Genomic DNA, 14079 nt, shown 5'->3' on the forward strand with positions numbered 1-14079 from the left:
AAGCTCATAAGGAAATTCTAGCGCTGACAGGTGGGACACAGATAACTCGATCTATTCCCAAATGGCAGACGTACAATTGCGCGCCCACACCTCGAGCACGGCTCCCCCGCTTGGCCATAGGCGTTCAAGCTCCGCTCGAAATAGCCACTTTCGCCGTTGACATGTACATATAGTGCGTCAAAGCTCGTGCCGCCGGCCGCTAGCGCCCGCTGAAGTACCGCTTGGCCCTCCCGCAGAAGTTTCGCTAATCGACGGACCGAAAGGTCGCACGCCGGCACGCGACCATCAACCTTCGCCGCCCAAAGCATTTCGTCGGCATAAATGTTGCCGATGCCGGACACGATGTTCTGATTGAGCAATACCGCCTTGATTGGCGAACGCGACTTCATCATGCGGTGTGCAAGTGCAACCACATCGACAGTTGGCTCCAATAGATCGGGCGCGATCTTGGCTGCGGGTTCCGGAACAAAGCGACCGTGGTATTCGACCATTTCACAGGCCCAGACCCAACCAAAGGTGCGCTGATCGTTGAAGTTGATAAGGTGCCGAGCGCCGTCCGGCAGGGCTATGTCAAATGCGGCCCTGGTGTGGCGTCCGGGCAGCGTATCGGGCGTGTACGGAGCTTCCACACGCAATTGGCCGCTCATACCCAGGTGGATGGCAATTGCGGAGTCGTCGTCAAGCGTGAGCCACATGAACTTGCCGCGGCGATCCGTAGCGATAACCGTGCGCCCGCGCGTACGACCGATAAACTCTGCGGCACCACCGGGTTGGCGCCGCACGGCACGAGCGTTGTAGACGAAAGTATCCTCGATGCGGCCACCGACGACGTAAGCGTCGAGACCGCGGCGTACGGACTCGACTTCAGGAAGCTCGGGCATTATGCAAGTGCAGTATGCGCCTGATGCGCGGCGTGCATCTCGGCTTCCTTCTTCGTGGCGCCGGTACCGCTGCCCTTAACCACGCCGTCAACCAGCACGTCGACGTAGAAAGTTAGGTCATGGTCGGGGCCGGTGGTGCGCACGGTGTACTCAGCAGCCGGTAGTTGCTTGGCTGCCAGGCGCTCCTGCAACAGCGTCTTCCAGTCACGACCGCGAGACTCCGTCGGGGCATCGTCAATCATCTGGTTAAACAGGCGAAGAACGGTCTCGCGGGCAACCTCAAAGCCATGCTGCAGGTAAATGGCACCCAGCAGTGCCTCGGTGGTGTCAGCGAGAATTGAGTGCTTATCCGCGCCACCGGTGGCCTTCTCACCGCGACCGAGGAGAATGTGCTCCCCCAATCCGATACTGCGGGCCAGGTCAGCCAGCGCGTACATGTTCACGACACCTGCGCGCATCTTGGAAATATCCTGCTCAGCACGGTCCGGGAAGCGACGGTAGAGTTCTTCAGCAACGCACATGCCCAGCACGGCGTCGCCCAGGAACTCTAGACGCTCGTTATTGGTCAGCATGCCATTTTCATTTGCGAAACTGCGGTGGGTCAGAGCGAGCTTCAGGGACTCCTCTGGTAGTTCAACACCGAGTTTTTCCAGCAGCGGGGCGTGATCGACGGCCTCAAAGGCCGCCTTTCTAGCCGCTTCACCGGTTAGCCGACGCTTGCGGCTCATCCGTTATATCTCCTTTAAAGTCTTCGTCTAAGTCGTCGTCGATTACTTATCGTCCCCGAGCGAGCCAAACTTTTCCGCCAGGCCAGCCCAACGCGGATCAATACGCTCCTCTTCACCCGAGATGCCGTCTGGTTCCGGCACTTCCGAGTCCGACTCAGCACAGCTGGAATCGAAATCCAGACAGGTCGGATTGAAGGGCAGATTCAAGCCCGCCTCATCGATGACGGCTTGAGTGATATCCACCGTATTGTCGACGATCTGACCAACTTCGTCCTCAACGTCTTCTTCCTCGGCATCGTCGCCTGTGATGAAGTCCTCGTTGTTGGAAAAGACAGCCGAAATATGGAAGCTGAGCTCCGGATTCAGCGGGGCTAGGCAGCGCACGCACTCGCCGGTGGCCTTGGCAGTCACAGTCGCGTCAACCATGACACCACTGCCGAGGTTCGTGACAATGCCGTCAACGACAACCTCCTCGCCAGCGGCGATGCCAATCATCTCGACACCAACGCGGACTGGGCTATCGCCTACCTTGCGGAACTGCTCGGGCATGCCGCCCTGCAGACATGTCGAAACGTCCAGAACAAATGGGGATGAGTCAGTCATGATAGACCTCAGTCTACCCCGAAGATGCGCTAACGCTCGTACCGGCGGCGTTCCTGCCCCTCGGAGAAGGAAGACGGCGCGTTCTGCGCCCCTGCACCACCGCCGACGGCACCGGCCCCTGAACGCAGTACAGAGCGATTGCGACCGACATTGCGCAGGGTCTCCTGGAGGGTCTGCTCAAACTCGGCGAGCTTGGAGTCAACGTAACGGTCACACTCTTCGCGGAGGCGAGAGGAATCCGCGTGTGCGTCGGACAGCAGACGATTCGCTTCGTCGTTGGCCTCGCGGACGACCGTCGACTCAGCGACCAGGCGAGCCTGCTCCTCACGGCCTTCCGCAACGGAACGCTCGTAGGATTCGTTACCAGCGTGAATCAGGCGATCGGACTCGGCAGAAGCACGATCCACAATGTTGTCGTACTCGTGCTGAGCATCCTCGCGGAGACGACGAGCGTCGTCCTCAGCGGCCGCAACGGTGCCAGCCGCGTGAGCATTGGCATTCTCAACGGTGTGGTTAGCGCGGGCCTCTGCCTCGTCGACAATACGATGGGCTTCTTCATCCGCAGACGAAATGGTGTTGTTCGCCCGGGCTTCAGCATCGTTGATAATCTCATCCCGCTGGTCCAAGACATCCTGCGCGTCATCGAGCTCAGCCGGGAAAGCATCCCTCAGTTCATCGAGCAACTCGAGAACACGCTGGCGCGGGACCATACAATTGGCCGACAGTGGCACGCCGTGTGCCTCTTCTAGGATCTGGACCAGTTCATCAAGAGATTCGAAGACGCGAAACATGACTTACATGCTACTTCAGTCTGAGCTGCAGGGCGTGCAAGACAGGCTCAGGAACTAGGCCTTCCACCGAACCGCCGTACCGAACAACTTCCTTCATCAGTGTCGACGACACGTGACCGTACTTCGGATCAGCCTCCACAAAGAGAGTTTCAATGCCAGTCATGCGCCGATTCATCTGTGCCATAGGAGCCTCATACTCGTAGTCTGCTGCCGAGCGCAGTCCCTTGACCAGGCAGGTAATCCCCTGCGCGGAGGTGTAGTCCACCAACAGCTTCGACCAGGAGTCCACCCGCACATTGTCCAGGTGCTGCGTGCACTGCCGAATGAGGTCCATGCGCTCTTCGACGTTGAACATGCCCTGCTTATTCGGGTTGTGGGTAACCAACACGGTCAACTGACCGAATTGGCGCGCGGCACGCTCAATCACATCGAGGTGACCACAGGTCATGGGATCGTAGGAACCGGGGCAGCATGCGTGAGTCATAGAGGTCAAACCACCTTTGGCCGTCGTAAAGCGTAAAGAAGAACGTTAAGCGTTGTGGATAGCGGTGTCGAAGCGCGCCAATCCATGAATGCGGCGCTTCAGCTTCTGCTGGAGCTGCTCATAGCCCTCCGGCCACTGCGTCTCGTCGTCATCGCGGTGACGCTCCACAGTCACTACCGCGCCCGGCGCGAGGAAGCTGCGCAGAGCCTCCAACATCTCTGTAACGGCCTCCCCCGCCAGCTCGTAGGGAGGATCAGCGATGACGCGGTCAAAAGGCTCGCCCGGCGCGCCCGCAAGGTACGATGACACTTTCATCGGAGACACGGCCACATCGGGATGCCCCACGGTGCGAATGTTCTTTTCAATGGCGGCAATGGCGTTCGGATCGTTTTCCACCAATACGACGGAACGCGCGCCACGGGAAGCCGCTTCCAAACCGAGCGCACCTGAGCCCGCGAACAAGTCGAGAACGCGAGTTCCCTCTAACCCAAAGCGTGTGGACCAGGATGAAAAGATGGCTTCTTTCGCGCGGTCACTGGTTGGCCGAGTGGTCTCTCCCTTGGGTGCGACTAGTCTGCGACCGCGCGCCTCACCTGCAATAATGCGGGTCATCTACTTCCCTTCGTGCGATGTGTTCTCGTTGCCGTTGTTCTGTGCCATCGTGCTGTGAGTTGCTGGCGTGATTCGTGCCAGCAGCTGACCACCTTCGACATCCACAAATTGATCTGCCGCCACCTCCGCGACCGTACCCGGGCAGGGCGCTAAAACCGGCGCTTCTAGCTTGACGGCCTCCACGACCGCAATGACCTGGCCAGTCGTCACCGAGTCTTTCTCGGCGACCTCCCAGCGGACTACTCCTGCAAAAGGTGCACAGACATTTACCATGCCCAACAGTCTACTTAGGTCTAACTAGGAGCGGTCCAAGTAGTTCGACTGCTCTTCATCAATATCGGAGATGAGCTCCCCCACAAGTCTCTCATCGCTGTCGAGGAGAGCCGTGGCGTCGTGCCGGGTGCGCTCGATGATCTCGCCGTCGGTGGTGAGGTCCACCAGACCGAGGCCAGTTGCCAGTCCCGATTGGTCATCACCGAGTAGATCACCAAAACTACGCGTGGCCAGGTCTAACTCCGCCAGTTGAATACCATCGGTGGTGGTGGCAATGCGTTCCAACCGGGTACGCTCCGGTGTCTGAGAATGCGTGTGTGTACACAGGAAACACAGTCCACCCCGGTCACCGCGGCCGACGCGACCGCGCAGCTGGTGAATCTGCGAGATACCGTAGCTCTCGGCGCGGCGAATCATCATGATCGTGGCCTCTGGTACATCCACGCCGACTTCGATAACTGTGGTGGACACCAGCACATCCAGCTGACCTCCGGCAAAAGCCTGCATCACGCGGTCTTTGTCCTCCGGTGCCATATTGCCGTGCAACTGACTGATACGTACACCGGGCAGTTTCTTCCTCGCTCGGTCGAACACCGCTTCCACAGACTCGTCGAGGAACTGTTCCTCATCGCGGGTAATACGAGGACAGACAATGAAGGCGCGGTTGCCCTTGGACACTTCTTCCCCAATGCGCTCCCAGGTTCGTGCCTCCCAGCGGGGTTTCTCCAGCGTCGGTACGACAAAGGATTGGATCTCCTGACGTCCCCGTGGCAATTCCGTCAACTGCGAAACTGCAAGGTCGCCAAAAATGGTCATCGCTACCGTGCGCGGAATCGGGGTTGCCGACATCACCAACAGATGCGGTGTCATTCCGCCCCGTCCCCTGCTGCGCAATTGATCGCGCTGGCGCACACCAAAGCGGTGCTGCTCATCGACGACCACCAACCCGAGATCGAAGAACTCCACGCCCTCACTGAGCAGGGCATGCGTGCCGACGACAATGTCCGCCTCCCCGTTGACTGCCTCCAACAGGGTTGCCCGGCGCTCCTTCGTCGACATCGAACCCGTCAGCAGTCGCACAGTCACTGCTACTCCGGCTTGCTCCAGCATCGCTGTCAGCGATCGGTAGTGCTGTTGGGCCAGGACTTCCGTCGGCGCCAGCATCGCGCACTGTCGGCTGGCATCGACTGCCTGCAGCATTCCCAGCAGGGCCACCACGGTCTTACCCGAGCCGACTTCACCTGCCAGCAGGCGGTTCATAGGGCTGGTCTGCGACATGTCGTGCGCAATATCGGCCGCGACCGCGACCTGACCGTCGGTAAGCGAAAACGGCAGTCCTCGGCGTAGCTCGTCGCGAAGCCCTCCGGTGACCTCCGTGCAGGCCGGAGCGGTGAGGCTCTCTTGAGTGCGTTTACGTGCACCAACGGCGAGTTGGAGCTCAAGCGCTTCGTCATACTTCAGCCGGGTGAGCGCAATGTCGGGGCCCGCGATGGAGGGAAAGTGTGCGCCACGCAGTGCGGAGTCGAAATCGGTAAGTCCCTCCGGTGTGGCGGGCAACGGGTCTGGCTGCAGCGGTAACCATTCGAGGATGCGCTGCATGAACAGAGCCAGGTGAATACCCGCTACTCCTTTGCGGCCACGGTAAATGGGCAGGTAAGGGCGAGTGAGAAGCCGCTGCATCTCCGCAATCCCCTTGGCCGTTTTCGTCAGTGTGGCCAGCTTGCCAGTGGCTGCGCCTACCGAACCATCGGCTTTGAGCACCATGCAGTCAACATTTTTCAGCTGCAGCTCATTGCGGAACTCGCTGAGTGTGCCAACAATGAGCAGACGCACACCGGGGTGCAGCATATTGCGCAGCCATTCGGCACCAAAAATCGCGGCCGGAAGAATGCGCACGCCGTCGCTGACATAGATTTTCAGTGGCTTGCGTCGGTCGGCGAAGGCGGGCGCTGGCGAGATGCTGTGCACCTCCACGACTGTGGTGATGGTGTCGCCAATGTCGGAAAATGACACATCTAAGCTCTTACCCTGCGCCACGTAGCGCTTTGGGAAATTCGTCAGTGCATCCGAGACGGTCTCCATACCGAAACCTGTGTGAAGTTTCTTCGCAATCTTTGGACCCACCACGATATTCAGGGGCGTGCGCGCATAATCCGAGCCGAGCCATCCGAGCATCGTGCTACTCGATTCCTATCTGCACCGGCTCATCGATGCCAGTTGCATCATAGGCTACGACCTCCACAGGCTTGTCCAGCCGCGCCCGCACTTGCTCTATGTCCACGTCCTCAGCTCCGCGCCCGAGCAGCAGAGTCACTAGTTCCCCGCCGCCAGCCAACAGGTCTGAGACGATCTCTGTGAGCGCGTCAGTCAAAGGCTTATCGACGTCCGCAGCGATTACAGCCGTTCGCGTGCCATTGGCAGCCTCGCCCATCGCGTACGCGGCAACCTCCAGCGGCAGCTCAGCCGAATGCACGGCCAAGGCCGCGAGGCCAGCCGGAATGGAGTCTGTAGAAACTACCGCGAGTGTCGGATTAGCCGCGGCAGCAGCGAATTCGATATCCGCCAATTCCTGGTCGCTGACTAGACCATTTGGCAGCAGGATTACCTCATCCGCACCCCGCATGGCAGTCAGTGCCTTGGTGACCACATTTTCAGCGAACTCCTGGTCGGCGATGGCTGCGCGATCTGTTGGAGTGGATGTGGGAGTCGGAGCGGGGGTCGGGCTGATAGCAATCGCTCCAGAGGAAGTGATGAGATCTTTCAGCGGACCGTCCGGCACTACCGCAATGAGGATGCGAGTGGACTCAGGTGTTGTCTCCGGTTCATCGAGCACCTCGATGCGGATGCCCTCCGGACGACCGAAGTCAAGTGCCGCTTCGATAACTGCGCCCGGCTCCACTGTGTGGATATGCACCATGTACTGTGCGGTCTCCGCATTACCAGCGTCACCTGCGATGATGAGCGAGTTTCCCAGCGGGTTTAACCGCTCTCGCAGTGTCTCCACCGCCTGGGTATCCGCCAAGGAAATCAGGTACATGACCTCCATCTCAACGGTGGCTACGTGCGGCGCGTCGACATGTAAATCAACCGGTGCGGCTGCGCGGCCGCTGACTTCGTCGGCAAGCGCGTCGAGCAGAATAACCAACCCCACGCCGCCGGCGTCGACCACACCCGCCTGCTGCAGTGCCGGGAGCTGGCTGGGGGTTTTCGCCAGCGCATCGCGAGCGGCATCTGCAATCGTGTCGGCGAGCTCCTCAATTGAGTCGCCCTCAAATTCCTCCGCGACAATCGCGGCGTGACGCAGGACTGTCAGAATCGTGCCCTCCACCGGATTGGCAATCGCCTGGGAGACATGTTGTACAGCTAGCTTTAGCGAGTGCTGCACCGACTCAACACCAATGCCGCTACCGGAAGCTGCCTCAGCCACCGCACGAAAAACCTGCGAGAGCACAGTGCCCGAATTACCGCGGGCACCACGCACCGCACCGGCAGCCAGCGCCGCGGTGACTGCGCGAACATCGGAAGCGTCTGCCTTTTGCGCTTCCTCATACGCCGAACTCAACGTCGCGAGCATATTCGACCCGGTATCGGAATCCGGTACTGGGAAGACATTGAGACTGTTGATCTCATCGCGGCGGGATTGAAGCGCATCAATACCCCGGGCAACCCAGCCGACAATCGCGGCAGAACCAATCTGCGAAGACATGAATTCCTATTCTAGCGTCCAGTCGATAGGGGTAGCTCCCTGACGAATCAGCGACTCATTGGCCCGGCTGAACGGGCGCGACCCGAAGAACCCACGGGATGCCGACAGCGGTGACGGGTGCGGCGAACAGATGCAGTCCACGCCCGGGAGCCAACGCTGCAAACTCTGCGCATCGCGTCCCCACAGAATTGCCACGAGAGGCTTGTCCCGAGCGACCAATGCTTTGATGGCATGCTCCGTGATTGCCTCCCAGCCCTTACCACGGTGCGAGGCAGCAGCACCCGGGCGCACGGTCAGCACACGGTTGAACAGAGCTACGCCCTGCCTACTCCACGGAGTGAGGTCACCGTTGGAGGGAGTCGGGAGCCCCAGGTCGGAGGAGTACTCCTTAAAAATATTCGCCAACGACCGCGGTACCGGCTTCACATCCGGTTGGACCGAGAAGCTGAGCCCCATCGCGTGCCCCGGGGTCGGATACGGGTCCTGGCCGATGATGAGCACCTTGACCTCATCGAATGGGTAAGTGAAGGCGCGCAGCACATCGGTGCCCGCGGGCAGGTAGCCGTAGCCGGCCGCGTTTTCCTCGCGCAGGAACTGCCCCATCCGGTGGATATCATCGGCCACTGGCTCCAGCGCTTTCTGCCACCCTTCTTCGACCGGCAACGGATCCATGTCATGCAGCCTTTCTTCTCAAAACCTCGTCGAACTCTTAAAAGGAAACCCAACCGGCATCGCGGGCAGGGGGTTTGCCGTCGATAAGCACCGAATCGAACTTTTCCTTCGACACCGTGCCGATAGCGCGGAATCCCGTCGGAGGCTCCCCCGGTGTCGAACCAATCAGTGTGTGGTCCTCCCCGCCGGTGAGCACCCACTCCCATGGATCGACGGCGAGGTATTCGCCAGCGGCAATCTGCAACTCATCGGGCGCAATCGCACTGCTGTCAACTTCCAAAGTAACCCTGGAGGCCTGCGCAATAGCGCGGAGATCCACCACCAGTCCATCGGAATTGTCCGTCAGTGAACGCACTCCTGTGGCTCGCGCCGTGGCCCCCCTGCGGTATTCAAATTCGGGCGTACAGTGTGCTGCCACCAGCTGCGCAAACTCACTTGGAACCTTTGCCGGGCTTCCGCAGTGCTGCAGCAGCGCAAGGCCCGCTGCAGAGTAGCCGATGCGCCCCGACGCAATCACCGTATCCCCCGCGCGTGCCGCTGAGCGCAGCAGCGGCCGCCCCAGCCCACCGAGTTCGCCCATCGCAGTGATGGAAATCACCAGAGAATCTCCGCTGACCATGTCACCACCGACGAGCTCCGCGGGACATTGCTTGCCTTCCTGCCACAACCCCTCGGCGATACCGGTGACCACGCTCACCGGAGTATGCAACGGTGCTGAGATGGCGAAAAGCATTGCCGTTGGACGTGCACCCATCGATTCGATGTCGGCGAAATTCTGTACCGCGGCCTTAGCTCCAACTTGCTGAGGTGTCGACCAGTCCAGGCGGAAGTGGCGCCCTTCCACCAGCATGTCAGTGGAGGTGACAAAGCGGGCGTTGGGGGTTGTCTGCGTCAAGACGGCGGCATCGTCGCCATTGCGTGCCGACGGGGCGATAGCCCGAATAGCCTCAATGACCCCAAACTCGCCAATATCGCCAATGGTCAATTCAGTCACAGTGTCGAGTCACATTCCTAATAGTCGATGGTTAACCGTTAATAACGGAACCCGTCTCGGCATTGCCCCCAACCAATTGGAGTTGGTACCGGACAACGTAGAATCAGGCCCATGGTAGACGCACCCCGATCGGGAGAAACAGTTCAGTCCAAGGGTAGCCGGACACGCGCGGGCATCGCACTCGCTATCGCCATTATCTCTATCCTCGGCATCATTTTTGCCGCAAAGATTTACCAGGATAGTCAGGCGGCGAAACCAGTCGCGATTTCCAACCCGGAGCTCCCCGCCAATGACTCGCCTGAGTGTGCGGAACTGCTCGACCGACTGCCAGAACGCGCCGCAGGTCTGGTTCGCGCCGAAATTGCAGAGCCGGCTCCAGAAGGTGCCGCTGTGTACCGAAACTTGGAACAAGACCGCATCACGCTGCGCTGTGGCGCGAACGTACCTAACCAGTACAACGAACTGGCCAAGACCGAAGAGGTCAAGGGCATTTCGTGGCTGCGCGTTGTCGACAGTACCGACGAATCTTTGGCGACTTGGTTCACCGTCGGCCGTGAGCCAGTGGTTGCGATTACCGCCGAAGGAAATGCAAAGGCGGACGACGCACTGCGTGATCTCGCCGAGGCGCTGCTCCCGGATTCCGAGTACAAGAACAAACCGGAGCGCGGCGGTGTCCCGCTGGCAGAATTGGCAGCTCCGGAAGCTGATAAGCGCTGTAGCGGCTTGGAAGCTGCCCTCCCCCGCGATCTCGGCAACCGTCACCGTCTGAGCGCAGCGGAAATGCCGGCTGACATGCCGAAGGACATGGTCATTTGGGGCGGTACCCCAGCCGATCCGGTGGTGCTGCGCTGTGGTGTCGACGAGCCGGCTGGCTACAGCACCACCACGCAGCAGCTAACACAGGTTGGTGACATTGTCTGGTTCAACGAACCAACGCTGTCCTCCGGTACCTCCGCCACCTGGTACGCCATGGGGCGTGAACGCTTCGTCGCCGTTGAAATGCCAATGTCGGAGGCCAGCTCTCTGATGCCGGTGCTCTCCTCGGTCATCGCTGACAACCTGGAGAACATCTCGCCGAGCGAAGAGAAGTAAGAACCAGCTTTTATCGACGAGCTACCAGCGCCCGCTCAATCAGGGCGCTGAGCAGCTCCTCGTAGGCAACACCTGAGGCCGCAAACATCTGCGGGTACATCGAAATCGGGGTGAAACCCGGCATGGTGTTGACCTCATTGATAATCGGGCCATTATCCGTGACAAAGAAGTCCACGCGAGTCAGACCATCAGAGCCCAGTGCCCTGAACGCCCGACGAGCATCCTTCTCCAGCGCCTTCAAAACATCCTCTGGCAGCTCAGCCGGAATCTGCGCCGAAACGATGTCATCCAAGTACTTGGTCTCAAAACCGTAGAAGCCCTCGTCGGAGTCCTCCGTGCCACGCAGCAAGGACGGAACCGATACCTGCAGGCTGCCGTCAGCGCGCTGCAACACGCCAATCTCCACCTCGGCACCGTCTACACCGGCCTCTACGATGACCTTCCAGTCATGCTCTCGGGCCAGCTCTACCGCCGCATCCAGATTCGCCCAATCATCGACGCGGGAGATACCAATCGACGATCCGCCACGGGCAGGTTTGACGAACACCGGCAGGCCAAGGGTCTCCTTGTCCTCGTCGGAAAGCGACTCGCCAACGTGCAAAACGACCTGCTTGCCGATAGGAAGCCCCGCTGCCTGCAGGAGATTCTTCGTGCGTTCCTTATCCATACCCGCCGCGGAAGCGAGCACGCCCGGGCCGACGTAAGCAATGCCGGAAAGCTCAAAGAGCCCCTGGATTGTGCCATCCTCGCCGTGCGGACCGTGGAGAACAGGGAAGATGACGTCGACAGTGTCGAAAACCTCGCCGGCGCGATCACCGGTGACATAGCGGAACTCACCGCGGCGTGACGGCGAGGTGCTCAGCGCAACTTCCTCGCCTGGGATGACCTCCGGCATCGTACGCCCCTGCGTGCGCAGCGTGTCCGTCTCACGCGTGCCGACGGTCCAGACACCATCCTTGGTAATACCAATGGGAACCACTCGGAAGCGGTTCTCATCCAGGTGATCCATAATTGCGCCAGCTGAGACACAGGAGACACTGTGTTCAGGGCTTGCGCCGCCGTAGATAACGGCGACGGAAATGCGATCTGCAGACGAGCTATTCGACGAAGTCATGGTGACTAAGTTTAGCCCCGCCCCTGCATTATTGGTTATTCCGACTTGCGGCTGCGCCCCATCAGCTTACGAATTGTCTCATCGACCTTCGCGCCTTCGTGGCAGACAGCGTAAACGGCCTCAGTAATTGGCATTTCCACGCCATTGCGGCGAGCGAGGTCACGGACCGAGATTGAAGAAATCACACCCTCAGCCACCTGACCACGCGTAGCGTGCTGCGCCTGCTCCATCGTGTCACCGCGACCGAGACGGTCACCGAAGGTGCGGTTACGCGACAGTGGTGAGGAACAGGTGGCCACCAAGTCGCCGAGACCGGCTAGACCCGCGAAGGTCTTATCCTCTGCGCCAACCGCGTCGCCCAAACGTGTGATTTCCGCCAGACCACGGGTGATGATGGTTGCCAACGTGTTCTCACCCAAGCCCTGCCCAGAGGCCATACCGCAGGCCAACGCAATGACGTTCTTGCAGGCACCGCCGATTTCGCAGCCGATCACATCGGTGTTGGTGTAGGGACGGAAGTAATTAGTGGCGACTGCCGCCTGAATCATCTTGGCGTTGTTCTCATCAGCGCAAGCAATGACCGTTGCCGCTGGCTGCTCCATCGCAACTTCGCGGGCGAGGTTCGGGCCCGATAGCACCGCAATACGCTCTGCTGGCAGGTCTGTGACCTCAGCGATGACCTCACTCATGCGCAGATGTGTCTCACGCTCCACGCCCTTCGCCAGGCTGAGCAGAATCGTCTCCGGTCCGATGAAGTCCTTCCAGACCTTGAGATTGTCACGCAGGGTCTGCGAGGGCACGCCCAGCACCACCACATCCGCGCCCTTCAGCGCGGCCTCTGCATCCGAGGTGGCTTCAATGTTTCGCGGCAGTCCCAGCCCAGGTAGGTAGTCGTGGTTTTCGCGGCTGATCTGAATACGCTGTGCCTGCTCTGCACGTCGCGACCACAGCCGTACAGGATTGCCCGCATCAGCAAAAACCTTGGCGAGCGTCGTGCCCCACGACCCCGCGCCCATCACTGAAACCTGCACCATCGCCGCGACCTTCCTCCGTTAGTCTCTAATCTCCAACAAGTCTAGCGAGACGTTCTCACACTGCGATACTAAACTAGGTCGGCGACAAAGGATTGAAAGGGAATTCACGATGATGCACGAAGAGGACAAGGACCTCAAGGGCGATACCTCCGTGACCGGTCGCCTGCGCCAGATTCCGACGAAGCCAGGTCAGGATGTCACCAAGCCGACCTTTGCGGCCGGCGCGGTTCTGTGGCGAGGCGATGTCCACAACCCTGAAATCTGCGTAATTCACCGTCCTTCTTACGACGACTGGTCGCTGCCGAAGGGAAAGCTCGACGCCGGTGAGAACCTGATTGCCACCGCTGTCCGCGAGATCTGGGAAGAAACAGGCTACCGAGTCCGGTTGGGCAAGCTGGTCGGCAACGTCTCCTACCCTGTCGCTGGACGCACGAAGTTGGTCTGGTACTGGACCGCTGAGGTGCTCGACGGCGACTTCGAGCAGAACTCCGAGGTCAATGAGCTTCGCTGGGTCTCCTGGGACGAAGCCGAGGAGCTGCTGTCCTACGATCTCGACCGCGACGTGCTGGTCAAGGCCCGCAAGCGCATGAACAAGGAACCGGACACCCGTCTCATTCTGGTTCGCCATGGGCGTGCGCACCGCCGCACCAACTGGAACGGCAATGATGCACTGCGGCCGCTGGATAAGAAGGGACGTCGTCAAGCGGAACTGCTCGTCTCTGCGCTGGAGGGTTTCCGCCCCGAGCGCGTCTACTCCGCCGAGCCCGTGCGTTGCCAGGACACCGTCGCGCCACTCGCCGCAGAGCTGGGCATGCAGGTCACAGTCGACGAACGGCTTGGCGACGAACACTGGATTGCCAACCAGGTCGAGTCCAAGAAGGCCTTCGAGGACATTGTCGCGCTAGGCGGAGTCAGCGTGGTCTGCTCTCAGGGCATCACCATCCCTGACCTGTTGGCCGCTTGGTCCGCCGAGGGCACCCTGCCCTTCGACGAGGAAATCCCGTGCAAGAAGGGCTCGGCCTGGGTACTCGGCTTCAACGACGGTGTGATGACCACGGCTGATTACTACGCCTCGGCGCTGCCGGTGAAGTAACC

15 protein-coding genes are annotated in these 14079 nt (G+C 60.1%); 2 read left to right on the forward strand and 13 right to left on the reverse strand.

Going from position 1 to position 14079, the window contains the following annotated elements; translation table 11 throughout:
* Positions 1–17: 17 nt before the first annotated feature.
* From mutM to I6J19_RS09400, 11 genes are all read right to left on the reverse strand, one after another.
* The gene (gene mutM / locus I6J19_RS09350) at positions 18–881 is read right to left on the reverse strand and encodes a bifunctional DNA-formamidopyrimidine glycosylase/DNA-(apurinic or apyrimidinic site) lyase (RefSeq protein ID WP_038628632.1); all 864 of its coding nucleotides are present in this window, start codon (positions 879–881) and stop codon (positions 18–20) included.
* Positions 881–1609, reverse strand: coding sequence for a ribonuclease III (gene rnc, locus I6J19_RS09355; RefSeq protein ID WP_038628630.1), 729 nt, complete (start codon positions 1607–1609; stop codon positions 881–883). Before rnc ends, mutM begins: the two co-directional genes overlap by 1 nt.
* Before the next feature lie 42 nt (positions 1610–1651).
* Positions 1652–2212, reverse strand: coding sequence for a YceD family protein (locus I6J19_RS09360; protein ID WP_038628628.1), 561 nt, complete (start codon positions 2210–2212; stop codon positions 1652–1654).
* A 29-nt stretch (positions 2213–2241) separates the two neighbouring features.
* Positions 2242–3003 (reverse strand): SPFH domain-containing protein, encoded by a 762-nt coding sequence (locus tag I6J19_RS09365; RefSeq protein WP_038628626.1) that lies wholly within the window; start codon positions 3001–3003, stop codon positions 2242–2244.
* A gap of 10 nt (positions 3004–3013) precedes the next feature.
* A complete protein-coding gene (coaD, locus tag I6J19_RS09370; RefSeq protein WP_038628624.1) occupies positions 3014–3487 on the reverse strand; it encodes a pantetheine-phosphate adenylyltransferase in 474 nt (157 codons plus the stop codon).
* Positions 3488–3532: 45 nt separating this feature from the next.
* Positions 3533–4099 (reverse strand): 16S rRNA (guanine(966)-N(2))-methyltransferase RsmD, encoded by a 567-nt coding sequence (gene rsmD / locus I6J19_RS09375; RefSeq protein WP_038628622.1) that lies wholly within the window; start codon positions 4097–4099, stop codon positions 3533–3535.
* Positions 4100–4372, reverse strand: coding sequence for an acyl-CoA carboxylase biotin carboxyl carrier protein subunit (locus tag I6J19_RS09380; protein ID WP_005509454.1), 273 nt, complete (start codon positions 4370–4372; stop codon positions 4100–4102).
* Between the two features lie 24 nt (positions 4373–4396).
* Positions 4397–6454, reverse strand: a complete 2058-nt coding sequence (locus I6J19_RS09385) for an ATP-dependent DNA helicase RecG (RefSeq protein ID WP_235191248.1) — start codon at positions 6452–6454, stop codon at positions 4397–4399.
* A gap of 97 nt (positions 6455–6551) precedes the next feature.
* Positions 6552–8078 (reverse strand): DAK2 domain-containing protein, encoded by a 1527-nt coding sequence (locus tag I6J19_RS09390; protein ID WP_038628619.1) that lies wholly within the window; start codon positions 8076–8078, stop codon positions 6552–6554.
* Positions 8079–8084: 6 nt separating this feature from the next.
* Positions 8085–8750, reverse strand: a complete 666-nt coding sequence (locus I6J19_RS09395) for a uracil-DNA glycosylase (protein ID WP_038628617.1) — start codon at positions 8748–8750, stop codon at positions 8085–8087.
* A 37-nt stretch (positions 8751–8787) separates the two neighbouring features.
* Positions 8788–9744, reverse strand: a complete 957-nt coding sequence (locus tag I6J19_RS09400) for a thiamine-phosphate kinase (protein WP_038628615.1) — start codon at positions 9742–9744, stop codon at positions 8788–8790.
* A gap of 111 nt (positions 9745–9855) precedes the next feature.
* Between I6J19_RS09400 and I6J19_RS09405 the strand changes: the two genes are divergently transcribed.
* Complete coding sequence (locus tag I6J19_RS09405) at positions 9856–10836, forward strand: DUF3515 domain-containing protein (RefSeq protein WP_038628613.1); 981 nt, start codon at positions 9856–9858, stop codon at positions 10834–10836.
* Between the two features lie 10 nt (positions 10837–10846).
* Here the strand turns inward: I6J19_RS09405 and I6J19_RS09410 are convergent, their stop codons facing one another.
* Both I6J19_RS09410 and I6J19_RS09415 read right to left on the reverse strand, forming a co-directional pair.
* A complete protein-coding gene (locus tag I6J19_RS09410; protein ID WP_038628611.1) occupies positions 10847–11950 on the reverse strand; it encodes a D-alanine--D-alanine ligase family protein in 1104 nt (367 codons plus the stop codon).
* 35 nt (positions 11951–11985) lie between these two features.
* A complete protein-coding gene (locus I6J19_RS09415) occupies positions 11986–12984 on the reverse strand; it encodes an NAD(P)H-dependent glycerol-3-phosphate dehydrogenase (RefSeq protein WP_038628610.1) in 999 nt (332 codons plus the stop codon).
* Between the two features lie 112 nt (positions 12985–13096).
* Here I6J19_RS09415 and I6J19_RS09420 point away from each other — a divergent pair, with 112 nt between their 5' ends.
* Positions 13097–14077 (forward strand): NUDIX hydrolase, encoded by a 981-nt coding sequence (locus I6J19_RS09420; protein ID WP_187402598.1) that lies wholly within the window; start codon positions 13097–13099, stop codon positions 14075–14077.
* Positions 14078–14079 lie beyond the last annotated feature (2 nt).

Source organism: Corynebacterium amycolatum (genome assembly GCF_016889425.1).
Lineage (GTDB): Bacteria > Actinomycetota > Actinomycetes > Mycobacteriales > Mycobacteriaceae > Corynebacterium > Corynebacterium amycolatum.